At 67.2% G+C, this 26053-nt stretch carries 25 protein-coding genes and 1 other RNA gene; 15 read left to right on the forward strand and 11 right to left on the reverse strand.

What is annotated here, in order from left to right; genetic code table 11:
• Positions 1-86: 86 nt before the first annotated feature.
• From ACTHQV_RS03385 to ACTHQV_RS03395, 3 genes are read left to right on the forward strand one after another with little or no spacing between them, the layout of a single operon-like run.
• Positions 87-1877 carry a hypothetical protein gene (locus ACTHQV_RS03385; protein WP_440488379.1) on the forward strand — a complete coding sequence of 597 codons (1791 nt, stop codon included), beginning with the start codon at positions 87-89 and terminating at the stop codon, positions 1875-1877.
• Between the two features lie 9 nt (positions 1878-1886).
• Entirely contained in the window at positions 1887-3527 is a 1641-nt protein-coding gene (locus tag ACTHQV_RS03390; protein WP_440488380.1) for a hypothetical protein, read from the forward strand.
• An 11-nt stretch (positions 3528-3538) separates the two neighbouring features.
• Positions 3539-3853: a hypothetical protein gene (locus ACTHQV_RS03395; RefSeq protein ID WP_440488381.1), complete on the forward strand. Its 315-nt coding sequence runs from the start codon at positions 3539-3541 to the stop codon at positions 3851-3853.
• Positions 3854-3992: 139 nt separating this feature from the next.
• Here the strand turns inward: ACTHQV_RS03395 and ACTHQV_RS03400 are convergent, their stop codons facing one another.
• From ACTHQV_RS03400 to ACTHQV_RS03420, 5 genes are all read right to left on the reverse strand, one after another.
• On the reverse strand, positions 3993-5123 hold the full coding sequence (locus ACTHQV_RS03400; RefSeq protein ID WP_440488382.1) for a GNAT family N-acetyltransferase: 1131 nt from the start codon (positions 5121-5123) through the stop codon (positions 3993-3995).
• A gap of 156 nt (positions 5124-5279) precedes the next feature.
• On the reverse strand, positions 5280-6560 hold the full coding sequence (locus tag ACTHQV_RS03405) for a mechanosensitive ion channel family protein (RefSeq protein ID WP_440488383.1): 1281 nt from the start codon (positions 6558-6560) through the stop codon (positions 5280-5282).
• Positions 6557-7750: a cystathionine beta-lyase gene (metC, locus tag ACTHQV_RS03410; RefSeq protein WP_440488384.1), complete on the reverse strand. Its 1194-nt coding sequence runs from the start codon at positions 7748-7750 to the stop codon at positions 6557-6559. The genes ACTHQV_RS03405 and metC overlap by 4 nt, the downstream gene beginning before the upstream one ends.
• Positions 7747-8568, reverse strand: coding sequence for a sulfurtransferase (locus ACTHQV_RS03415; protein ID WP_440488385.1), 822 nt, complete (start codon positions 8566-8568; stop codon positions 7747-7749). The genes metC and ACTHQV_RS03415 overlap by 4 nt, the downstream gene beginning before the upstream one ends.
• A gap of 61 nt (positions 8569-8629) precedes the next feature.
• Positions 8630-9061, reverse strand: coding sequence for an RrF2 family transcriptional regulator (locus tag ACTHQV_RS03420; RefSeq protein WP_056455391.1), 432 nt, complete (start codon positions 9059-9061; stop codon positions 8630-8632).
• A gap of 43 nt (positions 9062-9104) precedes the next feature.
• Here ACTHQV_RS03420 and ssrA point away from each other — a divergent pair.
• Together ssrA and ACTHQV_RS03430 are read left to right on the forward strand one after the other, a co-directional pair.
• Positions 9105-9450, forward strand: a transfer-messenger RNA (tmRNA) gene (gene ssrA, locus ACTHQV_RS03425).
• Between the two features lie 78 nt (positions 9451-9528).
• A complete protein-coding gene (locus tag ACTHQV_RS03430; RefSeq protein WP_440488386.1) occupies positions 9529-10302 on the forward strand; it encodes a TSUP family transporter in 774 nt (257 codons plus the stop codon).
• Positions 10303-10446: 144 nt separating this feature from the next.
• Here ACTHQV_RS03430 and ACTHQV_RS03435 read toward each other — a convergent pair whose 3' ends face one another.
• Positions 10447-11556, reverse strand: a complete 1110-nt coding sequence (locus tag ACTHQV_RS03435; protein WP_440488387.1) for a glycosidase — start codon at positions 11554-11556, stop codon at positions 10447-10449.
• Positions 11553-11843, reverse strand: a complete 291-nt coding sequence (locus ACTHQV_RS03440) for a chorismate mutase (RefSeq protein ID WP_440488388.1) — start codon at positions 11841-11843, stop codon at positions 11553-11555. The genes ACTHQV_RS03435 and ACTHQV_RS03440 overlap by 4 nt, the downstream gene beginning before the upstream one ends.
• Positions 11844-11960: 117 nt before the next feature.
• On the opposite strand from ACTHQV_RS03440, the gene ACTHQV_RS03445 reads away from it, so the two are divergent.
• Positions 11961-12974 (forward strand): polyprenyl synthetase family protein, encoded by a 1014-nt coding sequence (locus ACTHQV_RS03445; protein WP_440488389.1) that lies wholly within the window; start codon positions 11961-11963, stop codon positions 12972-12974.
• Positions 12975-13029: 55 nt separating this feature from the next.
• Positions 13030-13437 (forward strand): hypothetical protein, encoded by a 408-nt coding sequence (locus ACTHQV_RS03450; protein ID WP_440488390.1) that lies wholly within the window; start codon positions 13030-13032, stop codon positions 13435-13437.
• Between the two features lie 194 nt (positions 13438-13631).
• Here ACTHQV_RS03450 and ACTHQV_RS03455 read toward each other — a convergent pair whose 3' ends face one another.
• Positions 13632-14660: an NAD(P)H-dependent flavin oxidoreductase gene (locus tag ACTHQV_RS03455; protein ID WP_440488391.1), complete on the reverse strand. Its 1029-nt coding sequence runs from the start codon at positions 14658-14660 to the stop codon at positions 13632-13634.
• A gap of 47 nt (positions 14661-14707) precedes the next feature.
• Here ACTHQV_RS03455 and ACTHQV_RS03460 point away from each other — a divergent pair, with 47 nt between their 5' ends.
• Positions 14708-15124: a secondary thiamine-phosphate synthase enzyme YjbQ gene (locus tag ACTHQV_RS03460; protein WP_440488869.1), complete on the forward strand. Its 417-nt coding sequence runs from the start codon at positions 14708-14710 to the stop codon at positions 15122-15124.
• A gap of 28 nt (positions 15125-15152) precedes the next feature.
• Here ACTHQV_RS03460 and ACTHQV_RS03465 read toward each other — a convergent pair whose 3' ends face one another.
• Positions 15153-16400, reverse strand: a complete 1248-nt coding sequence (locus tag ACTHQV_RS03465) for an aspartate kinase (RefSeq protein ID WP_440488870.1) — start codon at positions 16398-16400, stop codon at positions 15153-15155.
• 80 nt (positions 16401-16480) lie between these two features.
• Between ACTHQV_RS03465 and ubiG the strand changes: the two genes are divergently transcribed.
• Complete coding sequence (ubiG, locus tag ACTHQV_RS03470) at positions 16481-17221, forward strand: bifunctional 2-polyprenyl-6-hydroxyphenol methylase/3-demethylubiquinol 3-O-methyltransferase UbiG (protein WP_440488392.1); 741 nt, start codon at positions 16481-16483, stop codon at positions 17219-17221.
• Between the two features lie 18 nt (positions 17222-17239).
• On the opposite strand, the gene ACTHQV_RS03475 is transcribed toward ubiG, so the two are convergent.
• Positions 17240-17767 carry a hypothetical protein gene (locus ACTHQV_RS03475; RefSeq protein ID WP_440488393.1) on the reverse strand — a complete coding sequence of 176 codons (528 nt, stop codon included), beginning with the start codon at positions 17765-17767 and terminating at the stop codon, positions 17240-17242.
• Between the two features lie 127 nt (positions 17768-17894).
• Here ACTHQV_RS03475 and ACTHQV_RS03480 point away from each other — a divergent pair, with 127 nt between their 5' ends.
• Positions 17895-18311, forward strand: a complete 417-nt coding sequence (locus ACTHQV_RS03480; RefSeq protein ID WP_440488394.1) for a DUF1810 domain-containing protein — start codon at positions 17895-17897, stop codon at positions 18309-18311.
• On the opposite strand, the gene ACTHQV_RS03485 is transcribed toward ACTHQV_RS03480, so the two are convergent.
• Positions 18308-19480 (reverse strand): PQQ-dependent sugar dehydrogenase, encoded by a 1173-nt coding sequence (locus ACTHQV_RS03485; protein WP_440488395.1) that lies wholly within the window; start codon positions 19478-19480, stop codon positions 18308-18310. The two genes, ACTHQV_RS03480 and ACTHQV_RS03485, sit on opposite strands and share 4 nt — an antisense overlap.
• Positions 19481-19665: 185 nt before the next feature.
• Between ACTHQV_RS03485 and rimP the strand changes: the two genes are divergently transcribed.
• The 5 genes from rimP to ACTHQV_RS03510 are packed head-to-tail and all read left to right on the forward strand — an operon-like array spanning position 19666 to position 26051.
• Positions 19666-20226, forward strand: a complete 561-nt coding sequence (gene rimP / locus ACTHQV_RS03490; protein ID WP_440488396.1) for a ribosome maturation protein RimP — start codon at positions 19666-19668, stop codon at positions 20224-20226.
• Position 20227: 1 nt separating this feature from the next.
• Positions 20228-21850: a transcription termination factor NusA gene (gene nusA / locus ACTHQV_RS03495; protein ID WP_440488397.1), complete on the forward strand. Its 1623-nt coding sequence runs from the start codon at positions 20228-20230 to the stop codon at positions 21848-21850.
• Positions 21831-22586 (forward strand): DUF448 domain-containing protein, encoded by a 756-nt coding sequence (locus tag ACTHQV_RS03500; protein ID WP_440488398.1) that lies wholly within the window; start codon positions 21831-21833, stop codon positions 22584-22586. Before nusA ends, ACTHQV_RS03500 begins: the two co-directional genes overlap by 20 nt.
• A 4-nt stretch (positions 22587-22590) precedes the next feature.
• Complete coding sequence (gene infB / locus ACTHQV_RS03505) at positions 22591-25449, forward strand: translation initiation factor IF-2 (protein ID WP_440488399.1); 2859 nt, start codon at positions 22591-22593, stop codon at positions 25447-25449.
• Positions 25446-26051 (forward strand): hypothetical protein, encoded by a 606-nt coding sequence (locus ACTHQV_RS03510; protein WP_440488400.1) that lies wholly within the window; start codon positions 25446-25448, stop codon positions 26049-26051. Before infB ends, ACTHQV_RS03510 begins: the two co-directional genes overlap by 4 nt.
• Positions 26052-26053: the final 2 nt, after the last annotated feature.

Raw genomic sequence — 26053 nt, forward strand, 5'->3', positions numbered from 1 at the left:
GATGGTATCGCTATGCCGGGCAAGGAACGAAGAGTTGGTTAACGGCTATACGCAAAATTAAGCATGCTCCGGGCATTTGGCAGGACATGATCCCCGCCACCCAACCGTCCACCGATCGCGCATCCTGGCGGGTGTCGTTGCTGCTCGCGGTCACGCTGGCGATCTTGCTAACCCTGACCCGGACGCTCGCCGAATGGCCTGCGCTCCGGTTGCTGCGACTGCCCGACAATGACGACATGATGCGGCTTGCGCAGATTCGCGACTGGATCGGCGGGCAACGGCTGAACGACCTGATGCAATATCGGCTGGGGCCGCCCGGGGGGGCGCCGATGCACTGGTCGCGGCTGGCCGATGCGGTGCCCGCGGCGATGATTCTCACGCTGACGCCGCTGGTCGGTGCCCATTGGGCGGAGGTGTCGGCGGTGATCGCATGGCCCGCGCTGCTGCTGTTCCTGTACCTGTTGCTTGCCGCGCATATCGCCACGACGCTGGGCGGGCGGGCGGCGCGCCCGGTCGCGATCCTGCTCGCTGCGATCGCCTTCCCGACGATCATCCTGTTCGTGCCCGGCCGGATCGATCATCACGCGCTGCAGATCGTGCTGATCTTCGCGCTTGCCGCCGGGCTGATCGGGCGTCCGTCGACAGCGAATGGCGCGGCAATGGGGCTGATCGCGGTGGCGACACTGGCGATCGGGCTGGAGTCCGCACCCGAACTGGTCGCGGCGATGGCGGGGCTCGGCTGTCTGTGGCTGACGGGGAATGCCGCGGAAGACGCGCGCGCCCGCGGGTTCGGCGCGACGCTGCTGCTCGGCACCGGGCTGATGCTCGCCTTCCTCCATCCCAACGCATGGCCGCGCCAATGGTGCGACGGTTTCACCCCGGCCTCGACCAGCGCCGCGCTGGCATTAGGCGCGGGCTGGGTGGCGCTCGGCCTTGCTGGTCGCCGGGCGCGGGGCTGGCGGATGCGACTGGTGGCGGCGGCGCTGATTGGGGCCGTCGTCGCCCTGTCGGTCATGCAAACCTCGATGGTCTGCCTTGCCGGCCCCTATGACGCGCTGCATCCGTTTCTGAAGCAGGCCTGGATGGCGAATGTCAGCGAGGCACGCGGCCTGTTCTTCGAACAGAACTCGCCAGGTACGATCCTCGCCTTCGGCGCCCTGTCGACGATCGGATCGCTGGCCGCGATCGTACAGGCCGTCCGGTCCGCCGATCGGCGATGGATCGCATTCGCGGTTCTGCTCTGCATCAGCCTGATCGCGGCGATCGCGCGGGTTCGGGTCACCTATATCCTCGCCGGGCTGGCAACGATTCCGATGGCGGTCCGGATCGCCGCGTCGAACGACAGGGCCGACCTCTTCCGACGCCTCGGCTGGTGGGCGGCGGGATCGGGCATCCTGTGGTATCTGATGGGGGTTGGCCTCGACCGGATCGTCGCGCGGCCGGAGGCGCAGGCGCGGCGCATCTATGACGACTGCGTCCGTGCCGCGCCGTTCCTGATGGTCGGGCGGCTGCCGACGGGCACGATCATGGCCCCGATCAACGACGGCGCCTATTTCATCGGGCTGACCCGGCACCACGTCGTGGCCGCCCCCTATCACCGCAACAACAGCGGCAATCTCGCCTCCTACCGCTTCTTCCTCGGGTCGCCCGATCGGGCGCAGGCGATGGCCCGTCGCTGGGCAATCGACTATGTCGCGGTGTGTCCCGGCGACCTGCGTGAGCACAATATCGAGCGGCTGCGCGCGGGAAGCCTGATCGAACTGCTGCAACGCGGCGATACCCCCGCATGGCTGGTACCGGTCGCGACAGGCGGTACGCTGCGTGCCTTTCGCGTCGTCGATGCTGAACGCTTGTCGAACGGGGGCGGCGGCGACTAAAAGCGCGCGATGCAGGGGGATCGACTTTACTGGTGGCAGACGCGATGGTTCGTCGCGCTGATGGCGGTGCTGGCGGTCGTCCCGCTGCTATGGCCCGACGTCCCGCCGCTGGTCGACCTGCCCGGCCATATGGGGCGCTACCGTGTCCAGCAGCTCTGGGACACCGGACAGGCACCCTGGTTCCACGACTGGTATAATTTCGACTGGAGCCTGATCGGCAATCTCGGCGTCGACCTGCTGGTCTGGCTGTTCGAGCCGCTGCTCGGCCTCGAACCGACCGTCAAGCTCATCATCATGGCGATCCCGCCGCTGACCGCGGTCGGACTGCTGTGGATCGCGCGCGAGGTGCATGGCCGCATCCCGGCGACCGCATTGTTCGCGCTGCCGATCGTCTACAGCTTTCCGCTGCATTTCGGTTTCGCGAACTTCGCGCTGTCGATGGCGCTCGCGCTCAACGCCTTCGCGCTGTGGCTGCGGCTGGGGCGGCAGGGGCGGCTGCTGCTGCGCGGGATCGTGTTCGTGCCGATCGCGGGGCTGATCTGGCTGACCCATACTTTCGGCTGGGGGACATTGGGCGTGCTCGCCGCCTCGGCCGAGCTGATCCGCGAACATGACCGGCGGCGCAACTGGTTCGCCGCCGCCTTCCATGCCGGGCTGCACTGCCTCGTGCTCGCTCCGCCCGCGCTGCTGATGCTGCTGTGGCGTTCGGGCGGGCATGTCGGCGGGCAGACCGCCGACTGGTTCAACTGGCGCGCCAAGATGTTGTGGATGACCATGACGCTGCGCGACCGATGGCAACTCTACGACCTCGCTTCGGTCGCGGTCTTCTACCTCGTGCTGTTCAAGGGGCTGCGCGATCCCAATATCGGCTATTCGCGCAATCTCGGCCTGTCGGCGCTGTTCCTGATCGCGGTCTATATCCTGTTGCCGCGCATCGTGTTCGGGTCGGCCTATGCCGATATGCGGCTGGTCCCGTATCTGTTCGGCATCTGCTTGATCGCGCTCCGCCCCAAGCCCGGCCTGTCGATCCGCCATGCCGGGGTACTGGCCGCGATCGGTCTTGCCATCTTCGTCGGGCGGATCGGCGCCACCACCGCCAGCTTCTGGCTGTACGATCGCGATTACGACCGCGAACTGGCGGCGCTCGACCATGTCCCGGTCGGCGCGCGGCTGGTCACCTTCGTCGGGGAGACTTGCTACAACGAATGGCGGATGACCCGGCTGCAACATCTGCCCGGCATGGCACTGGCGCGGCGGCTGGCCTATGCCAACGATCAATGGTCGATGGCGGGCGGGCAATTGCTGACGGTGCGCTACAAGCCCGCGCGCGGCTTTTCGCACGATCCATCCGAACTGGTCACCGACGTCAAATGCCCGCGCGAATATTGGCGGCCGATCGCCGGGGCGCTGTACAAATTCCCGCGCGACGCTTTCGACTATGTCTGGCTGATCCGCCCGCCCAGATATGACCGCCGGCTGGAACAGGGGCTGGTGCCGATCTGGCGCAACGGTCGCAGCGCGCTGTTCCGGATCGACCACCGCGTGCCCCCGCCGGTGCTGACATGGAGCGATCTGGGCAATCGGCCGTTTGCCAAACCCCGCCGCCGCCCGTCACGCCAGATGGCGGCACGCGACACGATCGTCCGGTAAAGGAGACGCCCATGGACTTTCTCAACAACGCGCTGAACCTTGCCGGCCGCTTCGACCTGCCCGCCATCGCCGAAAAGGCGGGCATCACCCCCGAACAGGTGCAGACCGTGATCGGCCTGCTCGGCAAGTTCGCCGGCCATGCCGACCCGGCACAGGACGCCGCCGACCATAGCGGCGTGTCACGCCATCAGATCGAGGCGATCCTGTCCGAAATCGGCGGCGCCGACGCGCTGGGACAGGTGGCGCAGGCATTCGGCTTCGACCTCGATCCGAAGGGTGCGGGCGACGTGCTCGGCAATCTCGGCGGGATGTTCGGGCGGAAGTAAACGCAAAGCCCGATTCATCCGACTGAACACGTCGCCCCAGCGCAGGCTGGGGCCTCTCGCGGCTCCTGCTGCGTGCCATCACCGGGAGATCCCAGCCTGCGCTGGGATGACGTACGGTTCAATGCCGGTAATTCAAAGCTCACCCCCGCCGGAACGGGGTCATCTCGCCCAGATATTCCTGCTCGTGGCCCACCGCCGCGCGCTCGCGTTCCAGAAACTCGGCGACCGCGCGGCGGAAACCGGGATCGGGCAGGAAATGCGCTGACCAGGTCGTCACCGGCACATAGCCGCGCGCCAGCTTGTGCTCGCCCTGCGCCCCCGCCTCGACCCGTTGCAAGCCCCGCGCGATCGCGGCATCGATCGCCTGATAATAGCATAGCTCGAAATGGAGGAACGGCACCTCCTCCACCGCGCCCCAATAGCGTCCATACAGCGCATCGCCACCGATCAGGTTGAGCGCCCCCGCAATCGGCCGGCCGTCGCGCTCGGCAAGGATCAGCAGCACCGCGTCGCCCATCGTCTCCGTCAACAGCGGAAAGAAGCTGCGCGTCAAATACGGCCGGCCCCACTTCCGGTTGCCGGTGTCCTGATAAAAGGCCCAGAACGCATTCCAATGTTCGGGCCGGATGTCGCGCCCGGTTAGGTGCCGCACCGTCAGCCCGTCGAGCGCCGCCGCGCGTTCCTTGCGGATCGCCTTGCGCTTGCGACTGGCAAGCTCGTTCAGGAAATCGTCGAAACCGCCATAGCCGCGATTGGCCCAGTGAAACTGCGTCCCCGCCCGCGTCAGCCAGCCCGCCGCCTGAAACGCAGCCAACTGCGCCTCGTCGACAAAGGTCGCGTGCGCCGACGACAGCCCGTTCTGCCGCACCACCGCCTCGATCGCACCGATCAGCGCTGGCGCCTGTTCGGCATCGCGCAGCAGCAGTCGGGGGCCGGGTACCGGGGTGAAGGGCACCGCGATCTGCAGCTTGGGGTAATAATCGCCCCCCGCCCGCTCCCACGCATCGGCCCAGGCGTGATCGAACACATATTCGCCCTGGCTGTGCCCCTTGGCATAGGCGGGCGCGATCGCGACCGGCATGCCGGCGGCATCGTCGACGATGATCGGCAGCGGCTGCCATCCCGACCGCCCGCCGACGCTGCCCGACGCCTCGAGCGCCGAGAGGAAGGCGTGGGACAGGAACGGATTGCCCGTGCCCGCGCACGCATCCCACTGATCGGCGGGCACGGCACGGACGCCCTCGGCGATGCGGGCGGTGATGGTCGTCACGGTGGCGAAGATAGGGGGTGAGACGTTGCGAGGAAAGGTGTCGGCCGCCCCTCACGTCACCCCAGCGCAGGCTGGGGTCTCTGCCGGCTCCCGTCCTGAACTATAACCGGGAGACGCCGGCCTTCGCTGGGGTGACGTGAGGAAAGCAGGCGCACCCTACTCCCGCGTCACCGTCAACCCATCGCGGAACAGCAGCTCGCGCCGCGGCACCGGAATCTCGATCCCGTTCTCCTTGAACAGGTCCCACAGCCGGTTGAGCACGTCGGACCGGACATTGCCGACCCCCTGTTCGGGGTCGCTGATCCACGCCAGTATCTCATGCTCGACCGCATAATCGCCGTACGAGATCAGCCACACATTCGGCTTGGGACTGCGCAGCACGCGCGGGCTTTCCACCGCCGCCTGCAACATCAGCTTCTGCGCCAGCCGCAAATCGGTCTCATACCCCACCCCGACCGGAATCCGCACCCGGACGTTGCGGTCGGAAAAGGACCAGTTCTCGACCTCCTGCGTCATCAGGTTTTCGTTGGGGATCAGATGTTCCTTGCCATCGCGGGTGATGACCGACACCGCGCGCACCCCGATCTTGTTGACCCAGCCGAAGCTGTCGCCGACGACGATCACGTCGCCCGGCTTGATCGAGCGGTCCATCAACAGGATGATCCCTGCGATCAGATTGCCGACCGTCTTCTGCAACCCGAAGCCGACCGCCAGTCCCAATCCGCCCGAAAAGATCGCGAAGGTCGTCAGGTCGATGCCGAGCAGGTCGATCCCGAAGAAGAAGGCGGTGATGACCACCGCGATCGATGCCAGCTTCTGCGCCAGCAATTTCTGCGCCGGGTCCAGCCCCTTGGCCTGCGCCACGCCATGCGCGACCAGCTTGTTGACGATCCGCACGTTCGCATAGAGCACCACGGCGGTCAGCAGCGTGCTGACCAGCGCCAGCAGCGACAATCGCCTTCGCCCGATCGAAAAGCCGATCGCATCGAGGGTATCGGTGATCGGCTCCAGCCCGCCGATCGCGCCCGACAGCACGGCGACGAACAGGATGAAACCGACGGTCCACGCCATCCACCGCGCCAGATGGACGCCGCGCAGCAACTGCACCGCCAGCCGTGCGACCGCCGCGCCCAGCGCCACGCCGACGACGATGTCGGCCAGCGCCCCCCAGTCGCGTCCCTGCGCGACGATCGCCAGCGCCAGCACCGCGACCAGATGGCGGACGATGTCGCACAGCCGCTCGACGATGCCGGTGGCATGCTCGCCCACCCGCTCACGCCACAGCCCGGTCAGCCCCGGCCCCGCCCAGCGCCCTGCGAACCAGCCGAGCGCCAACGACAACAGCACGAGGCCGAGCGCTACGCCCGCCTCGATCAATCCCGCGCCGCCGCCGACCGGCAGGCCGCGCGCCGCCAGCCAGTCGGCGACCCCGTTCACCGCGTCGCCCGGAACCGTGCGAGGCCGGCGTCGAGATCGGCGATGAGGTCGTCGGTATCCTCCAGCCCGATCTGCAACCGGATCATCGGTCCTTCGGCCTGCGCCCGTGTGACGCTGCGATAGCGATGCGGATCGATCGGCAGTGCGAGGCTCTCATACCCGCCCCAGCTATAGCCGATGCCGAACAGCGCGAGGCCGTCGATCAACGCCGCGCGCGCATCGTCGCTACCCCCGTCGAGGACGAAGGCGAACAGCCCGGCACTCCCCCGGAAATCGCGGACGAAGACGTCGTGCCCCGGACAGCCGGGCAGCGCGGGATGCAGCACCCGCGCGACGCCCGGCTGGTCCATGAGCCATTTGGCGATACGGATCGACGACTCGCCGTGCTGCTTCAACCGCACCGCCATCGTCCGGAGCCCGCGTGCGCCCAGCGCGGCGTCGTCCGGCCCGACATGCTGGCCCAGTTGATAGGTCGCATCGCGCAATGCCTGCCAATGCGACGCGACCGCCGTCGCCGATCCCAGCATCGCGTCCGAATGACCGACCACATATTTGGTGCAGGCCATGATCGTCACGTCGACGCCATGCGCCATCGCCGGGAACAAGAGCGGCGTCGCCCAGGTATTGTCGAGGATCGTCGTGATGCCCCGTTCCCGCGCGATCGCCGCCATCGCCGGCACGTCCTGCACCTCGAAGGTAAGGCTGCCGGGGCTTTCGAGGAACAGCACCCTGGTGTTCGGCCGGATCAACTCGGCGATGCCGGCGCCGACGACCGGATCGTACAGCGTCGTCTCAACCCCGATCGTCTTGAGCATCCCATTGGCGAAGGCGCGGGTCGGGTCGTACGCGCTGTCGGGCAGCAACAGGTGATCGCCGGGCTTCAGATAGGCGAGCAGCGCGGTCGTGATCGCCGCCACGCCCGAGGGGTAGAGCAACGTCCCCTCCGCCCCCGGCTCCAATTCGGTCAGCGCCTCGGCCAGCGACCACTGGGTCGGCGTACCGCGCCGGCCATAATAGAGCCGGTGATGCGTGTTCGCCCCCGCCGCCGCGCGCAGATCGGCGACGTCGTCGTACAGGATCGTCGAGGCACGCCAGACCGGCACGTTGACGACGCCGCCGGTCCATTCGTCGCGCCGCCCGCCGGTGACGACACGCGTCGCGGGCGATTGCGGGGTGTCGTGCTTGCTCATGCGGTCACCTTCGGCGTGTGTGGATCGGCGGCCCATTCGCTCCAGCTGCCGTCGTACAGCGCCGCATCGCGGCCCAGCAGGTGCAGCGCGAAGGCGGGGATCGCGGCGGTGATGCCCGACCCGCAGGTCGTCGTCACCGGCCGGTCCAGATCGACGCCTTCGCTCGCGAACAGCGCCGCCAGTTCGTCGGGCGAACGCCATGTCCCGTCGTCGCGGAAGAAGCGCGCATAATGCAGGTTGGTGCTGCCCGGAATATGCCCCGACGGCAACCCACGCGGATCGGCCTCGCTCCCGTCGAACCGCGCCGGCGACCGGGCATCCACGAGCTGCGCGCCATCCCCAGCCATCAGCATCGCCTTGGTCCGGACCGCCGCCAGATCGGGATCGGCGATGAACCGCGCGGCCTCCGTCATCGCCTCGCCGGTTTCGACCGATCGCCCTTCGCCCTGCCACTTCGCAAAACCGCCATCGAGGATCGCGACCGGCAGCGACGGCGCGAACCGCCGGAACAGCCACCATGCCCGCGCCGCCGTATGGTGCGGCGAATCGTCGTACAGCACGACCGCCGCGTCGTTGCCGACCCCGATCGCTTCCATCCGTTGCGCAAATTTGTCCGCGGCGGGCAGCGACGTCGCCTGCCCCGTCGACAGGCCGCGCAGGTCGAGCAAGCGCGCGCCGGGGATATGCGCGGCGGCATAGTCGGCGGCTTCGTCGCGTGGGGGATCAGGCTGTACCGGCACGAACGTCGCGTCGAGGACGATCAAGCCACGCGTGCCGATCCGGTCGGCCAGCCATGTGGTGGAAACGAGCGATTGCATGGCGGAGAGGCTTAGGCGAGCGGACCTGCCGGTCAAGCGTCGTGATCCTGCCCGCGCGCGGTTACGCCGCTGCCAGCTCCAGCGCCGCCGCCTGTGCCAAGCTGGTCCCGTCGAGGATGCGTGCGGTTTCGTCGCGCACCCGCGCCATGGCGTGGCGGATTGCGCAGCTTGCCTCGTCCTTGCAATCGCCGCACGGACGATAGGCGGTGCGGCTGACGCACGGCACCAACGCCAGCGGCCCTTCGATCACGCGGATGATTTCGCCGAGCGAGATCAGGTGCGCCGGCCGGGCGAGGTGATAGCCGCCCGCCTTGCCGCGCGTCGACAACAGGAACCCCGCTTCGCGCAGATCGGCGAGGATCAGTTCGAGGAACTTGCGCGGCACGTTGGCGGCGGTGGCGATGCGGTGCATCGGCATCGGCGCCTCGCCCGCGGGTTGTTCGGCAAGGAACAGCATCGCGCGCAACGCATAGCGGGAACGCTGGGTCAACATCGTTCAACGCCCATGCCACTTGCGATACGGCAAGGGAAGTACGCTTCTTTTCAAAGCCGGGACAACCGCCTATATCCCCCTTGTCGGCTTCCAGCCGGCTATGACGATAAACTGCGGCGTGCAATAGACGCAGCGGACCCGGGGGCAGTACCCGGCGGCTCCACCATAAGGTGGTGTTTCTGGACACCGTTTCTGACGGGGCCGAACCAGGATCGACGTGTGTTGAAAAGCGCTGTTTTCGTTCGGAATGGGACCACCGCAACGGCCCATACACACAAGTGCCAACGATAACGAAGCACTCGCGATTGCGGCGTAACTAAGGGCCTCACGGCCTGAAGTTACTCCAAAATAGCGCGGTTGGACCCCACCGGGCAACAGAAGGGGATTCCAGCGGTACGGGGAGCACCGGGCAACAGAAGCTCCCCACTCCCTTTCGCAACACGCCCATGCCCGCTACGGCCGCGCGCATGGACATCGACCTCATCGCCCTGCTCATGCTGGTCGCGTTCGGCGCGGCGACGCTGGATGCGATGGCGGGTGGTGGCGGGCTCATCACCCTGCCCGCGCTCCTCGCCGCGGGCGTCCCGCCGGTCGCGGCGCTCGGCACCAACAAGCTGCAGAGTTCGTGCGGGACAGCCGGGGCGACCTTCGCCTTCTGGCGAAAGGGCCATATCGACCTGCGCCGCTTCGCCTGGCCGGCGCTCGCCTCGTTCGCCGGGGCGGCGGGCGGCGCGGCGCTGGTGCAGGCGATCGACCCGCATTTCCTGTCGGGGGTGCTGCCGGTCCTGCTGGTCGCAATGGCGCTGTATTTCCTGTTCGGTCCGCGCCTGTCCGACGTCGATACCCATACCCGTCTCGCGCCCGCCGGGCTGCTGCTCGCGGTCGCGGCGATCGGCGCCTATGACGGGTTTTTCGGCCCCGGCACCGGATCGTTCTTCACCCTGTTGCTCGTCACCGCCGCCGGCATGGGCGCGACGCGGGCGGTGGCGCATACCAAGCTGCTGAACCTCGCCAGCAATCTCGCCGGGGTCGCCGTGCTGGTCGCGGGCGGGCATGTATGGTGGACGCTCGGCATCGCCATGGCGGTTGCAAGCCTGGCGGGCGGACAGGTCGGCGCGGCGCTCGCCATCCGCTTCGGCGGACGGGCGATCCGGCCGCTGCTGGTCGTCATCTCGCTGGCACTGACGGTGAAGCTGATGGCCGACCCGGCCAATCCGCTCAGGATGTGGTTGGGGGTCTGACCTCTAGGCTACCCGTTCGGTTCGAGCAGGTTCGAGCTTGTCGAAATGGCGTATCGAAGGACCGTCTGAGGCAGTGCTTCGATACGGGCCTTCGACAGGCTCGAAGCTGCGCTCGAAGCGAACGGGAAAGGTAACAACAGAGGATCAGTCCAGCCGCCGCCCCGCGATCCGCGTCAGCCGGCACGCCAGATCCGCCTCGCCCGACGCGACGATCCAGTCGTCGCCATCGGCCACGATCCCGGTCGTGAACACCACCGGCTGCGGGAGATAGGCCTGGTGCGCGATCGGCGCGATCAGCGCCGGCGCCGCCTCCAGCACCGCGACCGATTCGTCGCGCTCCAGCACCCGGGTCGCATCGGCATCGATCAGCGCACGATAGGTGCGATACACCCCCACCGCGCCCTGTTTCTCGACGCCATGATACAGCAGCGTCCACCCGCGCGCCGTCCGCACCGGGGGCGTGCCGCCACCCAGCTTGTACGCCGCCGCCCCCTTCAACGGTCTGATCGCCGGTTCGCTGAGCGGCCGCCAGTGCAGCATGTCGGGCGAGGTGGCGAGGTTGATGCTCGGCCCGCTTCCCTCCGCGCCATCGGGTGCCGCGACGAACCACGCATCCGACAGCGGCCGGGTGAGCGAGACAAAGCGATCGCCCACCCGCCCCTCGAACGGCACCATGTCCTTGTTGCCATGGTCGAGCACGATCCCCTGCGACCGCCAGTCGAACCCGTCGTCCGAGCGGTACATCACCGTGCACAGCCGTCCGCCCGACACGCCGCACACCGTCATCCAGTACGCGCCGTCGATGCGGACGATGCGTGGATCCTCGATGCCGTATTGCGCATAATCGGCGGACGGTTCGACCGCGCGGTCGTAATGCACTGCCACCACCCGCCGCCCATCGGCCGACAGCTCGACCGGCAACAGCCACGACAGCGAGGTGAGGCCGAGAAACGGATACGCCCCGCCCATCAGCGCGAAGAACCGCGGGTCGCGGACGTCCGCCGCATCGGCCGCGAAGGCGTCGAGCACATAGCCCTGCGGCGTCCAGCGGATCGACCGTACCTGCCCGCCGCGCACCGGCTCGCGCAGCGCCTCGGCGATCCGCACCAGCAGCAGCAGATTGCCGTTCGGCAGTCGCGTCAGCGCCGGATTGAATGCGCCCAGCACATAGGTCGGCTCGGCAATGTCGCGGCGCAGCGGCGAGCGGGTCAGGTCGACATCGTCGGGGGCGAAGACGATCCGGTCGTCGCTCACTTGTTGCTGCCGTCCTGCATCGAACGGTGATGGCGGATCACCTCGTCAATGATGAACCGCAGGAATTTTTCGGAGAATTCGGGGTCGAGATCGGCGTCGCGGGCCAGCGCGCGCAGCCGCGCAATCTGTGCCTCCTCGCGCCCCGGATCGGCGGCGGGCAGCCCTTCGTCCGCTTTGTACCGACCGACCGCCTGCGTCACCTTGAACCGTTCGGCGAGCAGGAAGACCAGCGCGGCATCGATATTGTCGATGCTCTGGCGAAAGCGTTGCAGCGTCGCATCGGACATGGCGATCCTTCCTGAACGGCGAGTGGTGCCGGGGTGCCCCTTTCGCGCGACCGGGCGCGTCGCGCAACCCCGCCTTTCCCTTGCGTTCGCCGACATGAACCGCCACATCGCTGGGACATGACGGCTACCCTGCACCGCCTCGACAAGCGGACCGAACCCTCGCTCGATCCGCTGATGGCGCTGGTCGCCGACGACATGAATCGCGTCAATGCGGTGATCCTCGACCGGATGCAGTCGAAAATCCCGCTGATCCCCGAACTCGCCGGCCATCTGATCGCGGGCGGGGGCAAGCGGATGCGGCCGATGCTCACGCTCGCCTGTGCGAAGCTGATCGGATATGGCGGCACGCGCCATCACCTGCTGTCGGCGGCGGTCGAATTCATCCACACCGCGACGCTGCTCCACGACGATGTCGTCGACGGGTCCGACCTGCGCCGCGGCAAGCGCACCGCCAACATCATTTGGGGCAATCCCGCCAGCGTGCTGGTCGGCGACTTCCTGTTCTCCAAGAGCTTCGAGCTGATGGTCGAGGCGGAAAGCCTGAAGGCGCTGCGCGTCCTGTCGGGGGCCTCCGCGGTCATCGCGGAAGGGGAAGTCAACCAGTTGACCGCGATCCGCCGCATCGACACGCCCGAGGATCGCTATCTCGACATCATCGGCGCCAAGACCGCCGCGCTGTTCGCCGCCGCCTGTCGCATCGCCGCGATCGTCGCCGAACGCTCCGACGCCGACGAGGCCGCGCTCGACGCCTATGGCCGCAATCTCGGCATCGCCTTCCAGCTGGTCGACGACGCGATCGATTACGTGTCCGATGCCGACACCATGGGCAAGGATGCCGGCGACGATTTCCGCGAAGGCAAGATGACGCTGCCGGTCATCCTCGCCTATGCCCGCGGCGACGAAGCGGCACGCGGCTTCTGGCGCGATGCGGTGTCGGGCAAGCGCGCGGGCGACGCCGATTTCGCGCATGCGATCCAGCTGGTCCAGTCGTCGCGCGCGGTCGACGACACGCTCGCCCGCGCCCGCCATTATGGCCAGCGCGCGATCGACGCGATCGGTCGCTTCCCCGATGGCCCCGCCAAGGATGCAATGGTCGAGGCGGTCGAATTTGCGGTCCGCCGCGCCTATTGATCGACATCGGCGGCGTTCGGTTGCCTAAAAACCGCTGATGGCGGAATAGGTTAGAATGCCCGATTCGCTGCAGATCGACGACGCTACCTTCACCATCCGGATCGATCCGGCGCGCAAGCTGCTCGACATCGAACTGCGTGGGCTATGGGACCCGGCGATCGTCGCCCGGTTCCGCGACGCGCTGGCCACCACGCTCGCGCGCCTGCCGACGCTGGGCTGTACGCTGGGACAACAGGTCACGTTGTTCGACATGACGCCCTTCGCAGTTCAGCCGCGCGATGTGCTGCCGCTGCTCGAACAGATCGCCGCCGACCCCAACGTGTCCTCCCGCCGGATCGCGATCATCGTCAACAGCACGCTGTTGAAGATGCAGGCTAGGCGCCTCGCCCCGAACGTCGCGCTGTTCGAGGACCGGGAGCCGGCGCTGGCGTGGCTGAAGGAAGACGGCCCGCCAGCGCGCTAATCGGCAAGGGCGGACAGATCGCCCTGTCCTGCCCCGAACGACGCTTTCCTACACCGCCAAGCCATGACAGGCTCGCCGAACGCTCTTTCGCATCGTCGCCGCCCCGACCCGCACCGGTCAAAAACCGCGCGCCGATCGACCCGGCATGTCCGCGACACAAATCGCGCGAGTGTGAACTTAGTGAACTTTGACCTTCAGGCCGCCCGCTTCTCCAGCGCCTGCGCGGCTTCGGCCATCAGCGTGGTGATGATCTCCGCCGCCGGTTCTTCCTTCGTCACCATGCCGACCGACTGCCCGGCCATCAGGCTCCCATGCTCGACATCGCCGTCGATCACCGCGCGGCGCAGCGCGCCTGCCCAATAATGTTCGATCTGCAACTGCGCCTCGGCCATCGCCACGCCGCCCTCGTCGAGCATTTGCGCGACTTCGCGCTGCTTGGCGGTGAACAATTCGCCGCCGGCATTCTTCAGCGCGCGCACCGGGATGACCGGCAGGCGCGGGTCGATCTGTACGCTCGCCACCGCATCGCGGGCGGAGGCGCGCAGGAATGCCTTCTTGAACGCCGGATGCGCGATCGATTCGGTCGCGCAGACGAAGCGCGTGCCGAGTTGCACGCCCGCCGCGCCCATGTCGAGGTAACCGGCGATCGCCTCGCCCCGACCAATCCCGCCGGCGACGAACACCGGCACCTGATCGGCGACCTCAGGCAGCATCTCCTGCGCCAAGACGCTGGTGGAGACGGGCCCGATATGGCCACCGGCCTCCATCCCCTCGATCACCAGCGCGTCGGCGCCCGAGCGGATCAGCTTCTTGGCGAGTGCCAGCGCCGGCGCGAAGGCGATGACCTTGGCACCCGTCGCCTTGATCGCCTCCAGCGACCCCTTGGGCGGCAGGCCGCCGGCCAGCACGACATGGGTCACGCCATGCCGTCCGCACACCGCAATCAGGTCGAACAATGCCGGATGCATGGTGATGAGGTTCACGCCGAACGGCTTGGTCGTCAGGGCCTTGGTCCCGGCGATCTCGGCATCGAGCAGCTCGGGGGTCATCGCCCCGCATGCGATCACCCCGAACCCGCCGGCATTGGAGATAGCGGCGACGAGGTTGCGCTCGGACACCCACGACATCGCGCCGCACAGGATCGCGGTCTCGGTGCCCAGGAAATCACAGCCACGCGCCATGCGGCGCGCAAGGCGCTCGGCGCCGATCGAAACATTGGTCATTGCTCCGCCTAGCGCGCCGGGACGGCTTCGGGCAAGCAGCGACGATGATGCGACAGGAACATGGCGAACTGATCGTCACCACCAACGGGCAGGGGCTGGTGCTAATTACCGGACAGGTGAGGCACTGGGTCGATGCGACGGGCATCGCCAGCGGGCTGCTGACGCTGTTCTGCCACCACACCTCGGCCTCGCTGCTGGTGCAGGAGAATGCGAGCGAGGCGGCGCGCGACGACCTCGAACGCTATTTCCGCCACATCGCGCCGGAAAGCGACCGCTATGCCCATGACGAGGAAGGGCCCGACGACATGCCCGCGCATCTGCGCACGGCGCTGACCAATACGTCGATGTCGATTCCGGTGATCGGCCACCGCCCCGTGCTCGGCACCTGGCAGGGGATCTACCTGTTCGAACACCGCCGCGCGGCCCACCGGCGCCGGATCGCCGTCCACCTCATCGGCGAATAATCCTCCCCGCTCCGCGTGGAGGATCTGGTTACGCCTCGGCGTCCAGCCCATAGGCGGTGTGCAGCACGCGCACCGCCAGTTCGGTATAATCCTCTTCGATCAGCACGCTGACCTTGATCTCCGACGTGGTGATCGCCTGGATATTGATGCCGCGGTCGCCCAGCGTCTGGAACATGGTCGACGCGACGCCCGCATGGCTCCGCATGCCGACGCCGACGATCGAGATCTTGGCGACGCGCGTGTCGTGGAGCAGCTTGGCGAAGCCGATATCGCCGCTCGCCTTTTCCAGCGTGTCAAGCGCGCGGGCCAGTTCGGCGGCAGGCACGGTGAAGGTCACGTCGGTCGACCCCGCCGAATGGGCGATGTTCTGTACGATCATGTCGACATTGATGCCGGCGGCGGCCAGCGGGCCGAAGATCGATCCGACCGCACCGGGGCGATCGGGCACCGCGACCAGCGTGATCTTCGCCTCGTTCTTGTCGTGCGCGATGCCGGTGATGAGCTGCCGTTCCATGTCCGTCACTTCCTCTTCGCCGACGATCAGCGTTCCACGATATCCATCCTCGTCGCGCGTATCGTCGAACGACGACAGCACGCGGACGCGGACCTGTTCCTTCATCGCCAGCCCGACCGACCGGGTCTGGAGTACCTTCGCCCCCACCGAGGCGAGCTCGAGCATTTCCTCATAGGTCACCCGCGCCAGCTTGCGCGCGCGCGGCACGATGCGCGGGTCGGTGGTATAGACGCCGTCGACATCGGTGTAGATGTCGCAGCGATCGGCCTGCATCGCCGCCGCCATCGCCACCGCCGACGTGTCCGACCCGCCGCGCCCCAGCGTGGTGATGCGATGGTCGTCGGTCACGCCCTGGAACCCGGGGATCACCGCCACTTCGCCGCGGGCGAGGCTTTCGTCGAGCGCGGCCGTGTCGATCGATTCGATGCGCGCGGTCGCATGGGCGTCGCTGGTGCGGATCGGCAATTGCCAGCCGAGCCACGAGCGTGCGGACACCCCGATCGCCTGTAGCGCGATGGCGAGCAGCCCGCTGGTCACCTGTTCGCCCGACGACACCACCGCATCATATTCGCGCGGGTCGTACAGCGCCGACGCCTCGCGGCAGAAGCCGACCAGCCGGTCGGTATCGCCCGCCATCGCCGACACGACCACCGCGACCTGATTGCCCGATTCGACCTCGCGCTTGACGCGCTGGGCGACGTTGCGAATGCGTTCGATCCCCGCCATCGAGGTGCCACCGAACTTCATCACGATCCGCGCCATGCGTTTTGCCATTCATCCTTGGGGGGAATGGCGGCGGCTGATAGGAGAGCGTCATGACGAACGCAAGCGAAGCAATCTTTATGTCCGGAAAAGCGGCGCCCACGCAATCAAGCGTCGTCGCGCGCGAGGCGGCGCATTTCGGCGAGCTCGCCGCCGACTGGTGGAACCCGCATGGCACCTCGGCGATGCTCCACCGGCTGAACCCGGTGCGCCTCGCCTTCCTCCGGTCGGCGATTGATTCGCACTGGGGCGGCGACGGGCTCGGCTTCACCCCGCTGGCGGGCAGGACGGTGCTCGATGTTGGCTGCGGCGCGGGGCTGCTCGCCGAACCGCTCGCCCGGTTGGGTGGACAAGTGACCGGCGTCGATGCCGCGCCCGAGAATATCGGCGCGGCCAGCGCCCATGCCGCCCAATCCGGCCTGTCGATCGAATATCTGGCCGGCGGCGTCGAAGCGGTCGCCGGGCGGCAGTTCGACCTCGTCACCTCGCTGGAGGTGATCGAGCATGTCGCCGATCCCGCCGCCTTCGCCCATGCCCTTACGCAGGCGGTGGCACCGGGCGGGCTGCTGATCGTGTCGACCCCCAACCGCACCGCGCTGTCGCGCCTCGCGATGATCGCGGTCGGTGAGGGGATCGGCCTGATCCCGCGCGGCACGCACGACTGGGACCGGTTCCTGACCCCCGACGAACTTGCCGCGCATCTGCGCAACGGCGGCATGACCGTATCGCCGCCGACCGGCCTCGCCTTCTCGGCGACGCACGGCTTCAAGCTGTCCGACGATATCTCGCTCGACTATTTTCTGACGGCGACGCGGGACTGACCCGCGTCGCCCCCGGCCTCACTTCTTGTCGAGGTTGATGATGAACATCGGCCCGAATTCGAAGGTTTGCTTGCCGGTCGCCAGTTGCAGCGACGCCATCAGCTCGCCCGCCGCATAGTCGCGATCGGCCCTGCCCGACACCTGCTGGAACTCGAACGCCTCACCCACTTCGATCGGCCCGCCGAGGATGGTGGTATAGGGTTCCTTGTTCAGCTGGATGCCGGCGCTCGCGATCTTCGCCTTGGTGCCGGCCGGCATGCCGGTCGCGCGGACATGGAAGGCGAGGACGAGGCGGTCACCCTTTGCCACCGGCGCGACGGTCGGCGACTGGAGCTGGATCTTCCAGGGGTCCTTGTCGGCGCCGGGGATCACCAGCTTGAGCATCTTGCCGCCGTCGACATCCTTGGTCCGCGTCAGCGCTGGCTTGGGAATGCCATAGACCTGCAGGCTGCCTGGCATCGGCGCATTGATGACCTTCGCGGCGAAATCTTCGGCGGTCTGCGCGGTCGACGGCGCAGCGACCACGGCAACCAGAGCGGCCGCCATCCAGCTTTTGTACATGTCCCCTCCCAAGGATCGTTGGTGCCACCATGCTAGGCCAGCCTTGGTATACGGATCAACGGTAAACGTTGTCAGCACTGGCGATGCCGCCGCGCCTCCCCATGTCCCGTCGATGGACAGCGACCTGCACCGTTTCGTCGAGGGACAGCGCGACAGCTACCGGCAAGCGCTCATCGAATTGCGCGCCGGGTCCAAGCGCAGCCACTGGATGTGGTACGTGTTTCCGCAGATCGCGGGACTCGGCCAGAGCCCGACCGCACGCCACTTCGCGATTCGCGACCTCGCCGAGGCCCGCGCCTATCTTGACCATCCGCTGCTCGGGCCGCGACTCCGCGAATCGGCACAGGCCCTGTTGCCGCATCGTGGACAAGATATCGGCCGCATCCTCGGATCGATCGACGCGATCAAGCTGCGTTCGTCGATGACGCTGTTCGAAGTGGCGGCGGATGGCGGCGAGCCTTTGTTCGCCGCGATCCTCGACACCTTCTATGGTGGTAAGCGCGACCCGGCCACGCTCGCCCGTCTCTAACCCCGCGGGGTCAGCATCAGCAGCTTGGCATTGGCGCCGTCCTGCAACACCCAGATTGCGCCGTCCGGCCCCTCCTCCACCTCGCGGATACGGGCGTTCATCGGCCATTGGTCGCCCTTGGCGGCATTGGTGCCGTTGACGTCGACCCGGACCAGTGCCTCGCTCGACAGGCCGCCGATGAACAGGTCGCCGGCATATTGCGGGAACATCCGGCCCGAATAGACGATCAGCCCGCCCGGCGAGATCACTGGGTTCCACGCGACCTTGGGTGCTTCCAGATCGGGGCGGGTGCTGTGCCGCGGGATCGGGCGCCCGTCATAATGATCGCCTTCCGACACCAAAGGATAGCCATAGTTGCGCCCGGCGAGGATCAGATTGACCTCGTCGCCGCCCTTCGGCCCCATTTCCTGTTCCCACAAATTGCCCTGTGCGTCGAAGGCGATGCCCAGCAGGTTGCGGTGCCCGTACGACCACACCGCCGGATGGAACCCCCGCGCCGTCAGTCCCGGATCGCCCGCCGGCTGTCCGTCGAGCGTCAGGCGCAACACCTTGCCCAGCGTCGCCTTGGGATCCTGCGCCGGATCGAATTTCTGCCGTTCGCCATTGGTGAAGAACAGGTGTCGGCCATCGGGAGCAAAGGCGATGCGGCCCGAATAATGGCCGTCACCGCTGACGAACGGCGTCGCGCGGAACAGTTCGGTGATGCCGGTCACCCGGTTGCCGTCGAGCACCCCGCGCGCGAGCACCACACCCTTGCCGCCGTCACCCGCCACCGAATAGCTGAGATACACGCGCCGGCTGTTCGCGAAGTCGGGGGCGAGCACCACGTCCATCAACCCGCCCTGCCCTGCCGAATCGACCGGAATCGTCGCGGCGGTGGTCCGCTGGCTGCCATCGGCACTGACCAGCAACAGCGTGCCGCCCTTTTCGGTCACCAGCATCCGTCCGTCGGGCAGGAAGGTCATCGCCCATGGCGCATTGAACGTCGCCACCTCGCGCGTCGCGAACGGCACGCCGCCGGTAGTCGGGCTAGGCGTCGGTGTCGGTGTCGGTGTCGCAGTGGCGGTCGGTGCGGGCGACACTACGACCGGCGCGGCATCGACATCGCTGCCGGCATTGCACGCTGCCAGCAGGGCGGCGGCGGGAATCAGCGAACGGAACGGCAGCATCAGCGAAATCCTCTCGAACAGACGGTTTTGCCGGTGGCAACGCCGTGTCGGGCGTGACGATCCTGCGCCCCTTGCCGAGACACGCAATTTTACATATATGGACGTTGCTTCCTCGACATCGCCAACGTGCCGAGGCCGGCCCCGACAGGGACCGGCAGCGAAGCGGCGTAGCTGATGGAGACGGCATGGCGGATATCGCCGAACTGACGCGATTGATCGAACCCGAGGCGCAGGCGCTGGGCTTCGCACTCGTGCGCGTGAAAATGATCGGCGGCAAGTCGGACCCGACGCTGCAGGTCATGGCCGAGCGTCCCGACACGCGGCAGCTGACCATCGACGACTGCGCCGAACTGTCGCGCCGCATCTCCGACATGCTCGACGAGAAGGACCCGATCGAGGAAGCGTATCGGCTGGAGGTTTCGTCGCCCGGCATCGACCGGCCGCTGACGCGCCTTGCCGATTATGACGACTGGAAGGGGTTCGAGGCGCGCGTGACCCTCGATGCGCCGATCGACAATCGCAAGCAGCTGACCGGCATACTGCTCGGCACCGAGGGCGGGCAGGTCAGCATCGACGTGCGCAAGCACAAGGCGATGACCGTGCCCTTCGCCGCGATCGTCGATGCCAAGCTCCTGATTACCGATGCCCTCCTGAAGGCGACGGCACCGCTGTCGACCGAGGGCGCCGACGAATATGAAGACGAACCTGCCGACGACGAACCGGCTGACGCAGAAGGACTGAACTGACATGGCCACCGCCGTCACCGCCAACCGGGCGGAACTGATCGCGATCGCGAATTCGGTCGCATCGGAAAAGATGATCGACAAGGCCATCGTGATCGAGGCGATGGAGGACGCGATCCAGCGCGCCGCCAAGACGCGCTACGGGTCGGAAAACGACATTCGTGCAAAGCTCGATCCGAACACCGGCGACCTGCGCCTGTGGCGCGTGCTCGAAGTCGTCGAGCTGGTCGACGATCACTTCAAGCAGATCGGCGAGAAGGACGCGCAGCGGCTTCAGAAGGGTGCGACCGTCGGCGACTATATCGTCGACCCGCTGCCCCCGATCGAATTCGGCCGTATCCAGGCGCAGGCATCGAAGCAGGTCATCCTGCAAAAGGTCCGCGACGCCGAGCGCGAGCGCCAGTTCGAAGAGTTCAAGGATCGCCAGGGTGAGATCATCACCGGCGTCGTCAAGCGCGTCGAATTCGGCCATGTCGTGGTCGATCTCGGCCGCGCCGAGGGCGTCATCCGCCGCGACCAGCAGATCCCGCGCGAAGCGGTCCGCGTCGGCGACCGCGTCCGCTCGCTGATCCTGAACGTCCGCCGCGAAAACCGTGGCCCGCAGATCTTCCTCAGCCGCGCGCATCCCGACTTCATGAAGAAGCTGTTCGCGCAGGAAGTGCCCGAAATCTACGACGGCATCATCGAGATCAAGGCCGCTGCCCGCGATCCGGGGTCGCGCGCGAAGATCGGCGTCATCTCGCATGACGGCTCGATCGATCCGGTCGGCGCCTGTGTCGGCATGAAGGGCAGCCGCGTGCAGGCCGTCGTGCAGGAAATGCAGGGCGAAAAGATCGACATCATCCCGTGGTCGCCCGACACCGCGACCTTCGTCGTCAACGCGCTACAGCCGGCCAACGTCGCGCGCGTGGTGCTCGACGAAGAGGAAGACCGCATCGAGGTCGTCGTTCCCGACGATCAGCTGAGCCTCGCCATCGGTCGTCGCGGCCAGAATGTCCGCTTGGCAAGCCAGCTGACCGGCAAGGCGATCGACATCCTGACCGAAGCCGATGCGTCGGAAAAGCGGCAGAAGGAATTCATCGAACGCTCGGGCATGTTCGAGAAGGAACTCGACGTCGACGAGACGCTGGCGCAGCTGCTGGTCGCTGAAGGGTTCGGCGAACTCGAAGAAGTCGCCTATGTCGAGATCGAGGAACTGGCGAGCATCGAAGGCTTCGACGAAGACCTTGCGCAGGAGCTGCAAAGCCGTGCGCAGGAAGCGATCGAGCGCCGCGAACAGGCCGCGCGCGAAGAGCGCAGTGCTCTGGGCGTCGAGGATGCGCTGGCCGAACTGCCCTATCTGACCGAAGCGATGCTGGTCACGCTGGGCAAGGCGGGGATCAAAACGCTCGACGATCTCGCCGACCTCGCCACCGACGAACTGGTCGAAAAGAAGAAGGCCGAACCCCGCCGTCGCGGCGACGACGCTCCGAAGCGCGAAACGCCCAAGGGCGGCATCCTCGCCGAATATGGCCTGACCGACGAACAGGGTAACGAGATCATCATGGCCGCCCGCGCCCATTGGTTCGCCGATGAAGACGCTGCGGTCGAAGAGTCGGAGGACGCAGTTGCGGAATCCGAACAATGACACCGCGCGGCTAACCGACAGCCCCGAGCGTAGTTGTATCCTGTCGCGTGAACATGGCTCACGCGACGGGCTGGTCCGACTCGCGCTCTCGCCCGACGGCGACGTGCTGCCCGATGTCCGTGCCAAGGCTCCCGGCCGCGGCGCGTGGATCGGGGTGACGCGTGCCGAGCTGGAAACCGCGATCGCCAAGGGGCGGTTGAAAGGCGCGTTGGCGCGCGCGTTCAAGAGCGCGGCGTTGACGATCCCCGCCGACCTGCCGCAACTGGTCGAGGATGCGCTGCGGCGCCATGCGCTCGACCGGATGGGGCTGGAGGCGAAGTCGGGCTTCGTCGTGATCGGCGGCACCGCGATCGACAAGGCGGCACGCAGCGGCAAGTTGTACGCGTTGTACCATGCGTCCGATGCCGCCCCCGATGGCGCCGGAAAATTGGCGCAGGCATGGCGTGTCGGAACCGATGACGAAGGTTCCGGGCGCAAGGGATTGGCATTGCCGGTCCCACGCACCATATTGTCATTGGCGCTTGGGCGCGAAAATGTGGTACATGTCGGCTTGACCGACGCACGGGCGGCACAGCGAGCCAATGACGCGCTGTCCCGCTGGCTGCACTTTATCGGACCCGAACCTATCCCTACGGCTTGCGAAACATCTTCGCAGGGCGCATCGACGGCGCAATTTTCCGGCACGGACGTTGTCGGACACATTGGCGTCGACCAATTGAAGCAGGAACCTGAGTAACCGGATGAGCGACATCGACAACGACAAGCCGAAGCTGGGCACCCGCGCGCCGCTCGGCCTCAAGCGCACCGTGGAAACCGGCAAGGTGAAGCAGAGCTTCAGCCATGGCCGCTCCAACACGGTGGTCGTGGAGGTGAAGCGCCGCCGTGTGCTTGGCCGTCCCGGCGAAGAACAGCAGCCTGTCGAACAGGCAGCCCCCGAAGCGGCGCCCGCGCCACAGCAGCGTCCGGCGCCCGCGCCGGCGGCCCCCGCCCCGCGTCCGGCCGCCAGCAGCAATGCCGGCCTGTCGCGCCACGAGTTGCAAGCCAAGTTGCTGCGCGAGGCCGAAGAGGCCCGCATGAACGCGGCCGAGGAACATCGTCGTCGCGACGAACGCCTTGCCCGTGAAGCGGCGGAAGCCGAGCGCGCTCGGGCCGAGGAAAAGGCACGCGCTGCCGCCGAGCCGACGCCTGCGCCGGAACCGATTCCTGCGCCTGCGCCGGTGGCCGAACCAGCGCCTGCGCCGACGCCGGCACCCGAGCCGACGCCCGCACCGGTCGAGGCAGCACCTGCGCCTGCGCCCGAACCGGCACCGAAGCCGGAACCGGTCGCGGCAGCGCCGGAACCGACGCCCGCCCCTGCCCCCGCGCCGGTCACGCCGAAGCCTACCCCGGTGCAGGCCAAGCCCGCGCCGCGTCCGGCCCCGGCACCCACGCCGGCACCGCAGCCGATCATCCTGACCGCCGACCCCAACCGGCCGGCACCGCGTCGCTTCACTCCGGTGCAGCGCCCGGAAATCCCGAAGCCACAGCCCAAGCCCGAGCCGGCCCCCGCGCCCGCACCGGCGGCGGCCGCGACTCCGGCCGCCCGGACCGCCGCTGCCGGTGGCCAGACCGCACGCCCGACGCCGTCGGGCACCGGACAGGCGACTCCGCGTCGCAACGAACCGGCGCGTCCCGCGCCGTCGCGCGACCGCAAGGGCGACGATCGTCGCCAGTCGGGCAAGCTGACCGTCACCCGTGCGCTGGGCGACGACGGCGCACGCTCGCGCAGCCTCGCCGCGCTCAAGCGTGCACGCGAGAAGGAAAAGCGTGGCTTTGGCGGTCCGCGTGAACCGCAGGTCAAGCAGGTCCGCGACGTGCAGGTGCCCGAGGCGATCACGGTGCAGGAACTCGCCAACCGCATGGCGGAAAAGGGTGCCGATCTGGTCAAGACGCTCTTCAAGATGGGCATGCCCGTCACGATGACGCAGACGATCGATCAGGACACTGCCGAACTGCTGGTAACCGAATTCGGCCACAACATCGTGCGCGTCAGCGATTCGGACGTCGATCTGGCGCTCGATACCGCCGAGGACTCGGCCGAAGCGTTGCAGCCGCGTCCACCGGTCGTCACGATCATGGGTCACGTGGATCACGGCAAGACGTCGCTGCTCGACGCTCTGCGCGGCACCGACGTGGTGCGCGGTGAGGCCGGTGGCATCACCCAGCATATCGGCGCCTATCAGGTCACGCTGAAGGACAAGTCGCGGATCACCTTCCTCGACACGCCCGGCCACGAAGCGTTCAGCGAAATGCGCGCGCGCGGTGCCGACGTCACCGACATCGTCATCCTCGCGGTGGCGGCCGATGACGGGTTGATGCCGCAGACGATCGAGGCGATCCATCACACCCGCGCCGCGGGCAAGCCGATGATCGTCGCGATCAACAAGGTCGACAAGCACGAGGCGAACCCGCAGCGTATCCGCGAACGCCTGCTCGAACATGACGTGCAGGTCGAGGAAATGGGCGGCGAAACGCAGGACGTCGAAGTGTCGGCGCTCAAGAAGACCGGTCTCGACCAGCTGATCGAGAAAATTCAGCTCCAGGCCGAACTGCTCGAGTTGCAGGCCAACCCCGATCGCCCGGCCGAAGCCAGCGTGATCGAGGCGAAGCTGGACAAGGGTCGTGGTCCAGTCGCGACAGTGCTGGTCCGTCGCGGGACGCTGAAGGTCGGTGACGTGTTCGTCGTCGGCGCGGAAAGCGGCAAGGTCCGCGCGTTGATCGACGACAAGGGCCGCCAGGTGAAGACCGCAGGGCCCTCGACTCCGGTCGAGGTACTGGGTCTTTCGGGCGTACCGATGGCGGGCGATCCGCTCCAGGTCGTCGAGAGCGAGGCCCGTGCCCGCGAAGTCGCCGAATATCGTCAGGGCGTGCTGCTTCAGAAGCGCACGACCCAGGCGCCGGCCAGCCTCGAAAGCATGTTCTCGGCGCTGAAGTCGAAGCAGGCGATCGAATATCCGCTGGTGGTCAAGGCCGATACCCAAGGGTCGGTCGAGGCCATTGTCGGCTCGCTCAACAAGATTTCGACCGACGATATCCGGGTGCGCATCCTGCATTCGGGCGTCGGCGGCATCACCGAGAGCGACGTGACGCTGGCCGCGGCATCGGGAGCGCCGATCATCGGCTTCAACACCCGTCCCAATGCCAAGGCGCGCGAGATTGCCGAGCGGAACAAGGTGGCGTTGAAATATTACGACGTCATCTACACGCTGACCGACGATATCCGTGCGGGCATGGCAGGTACGCTGGGGCCGGAAGCGTTCGAGACGGTCGTCGGCCGTGCCGAAATCCGCGAGGTCTTCTCGGCGGGCAAACATGGCAAGGCCGCGGGTCTGCTGGTGGTCGAAGGTATCATCCGCAAGGCGCTCAAGGCACGTATCACCCGCAACGACGTCATCATCTACCAGGGTGAGATCGCGTCGCTGCGTCGCTTCAAGGACGATGTCCCCGAAGTGCGCGCGGGTCTGGAATGCGGTGTCACGTTCACGCAGAACTTCACCGATATCAAGGCGGGCGACTTCCTTGAAACCTATGAGGTCGAACTGCGCGACCGCACGCTGTGAGTGACGGGCGGCAGGGGGCAACCCTTGCCGCCACCCTCCGCCCCCGGTTGCGCTTCACCGCCGCCTGGGTGATCGGCGGGGCGGCGGCATTGTTCGTCGCCAACCTTCTTTCCTATGGGGCGATACCGGTCGTCGCTAGTCTGCTGGCGCTGTGCTGGCTGGGACTGCTGATCGACGGACTGGTACGGAGTTGGCGGTGGCGCGCGGCAGGAATGCCGGCACTGTTGCCGACCTTTATTCCGATATTCACTCTCCCCTTCGCCGCGTTCCTCGCAAGCAACGCGCTCTATTGGTCGCATGTCGCGCCGTCATGGTGGCGGTTGCGATCGGAGCGTAGCGGGTTTGATCGAGCGATTGCCGGTGGCCCGGTGCCAGGCGGCGTCGCCGGTATCGAACGATCGGGATCGCGGATCGCCTTTCCCACCGTAATGGCTGCGACCAGCACTTGGGCCGCCATCGTCCACGACCCGACCGACCGCATGGCCGCCGCGCGCGGTTGGAACGGCGGACCGGTCGCCGCCGACATCGCACGGGTGTTCGGCAACCACACCATCTGGTGCCAGCGACTCGACAGCCACTGGTTCCACTGTCAATTCGGTTAGAT

Origin of the sequence: Sphingomonas sp. SAFR-052 (assembly GCF_051965015.1) — a bacterium.
GTDB lineage: Bacteria > Pseudomonadota > Alphaproteobacteria > Sphingomonadales > Sphingomonadaceae > Sphingomonas.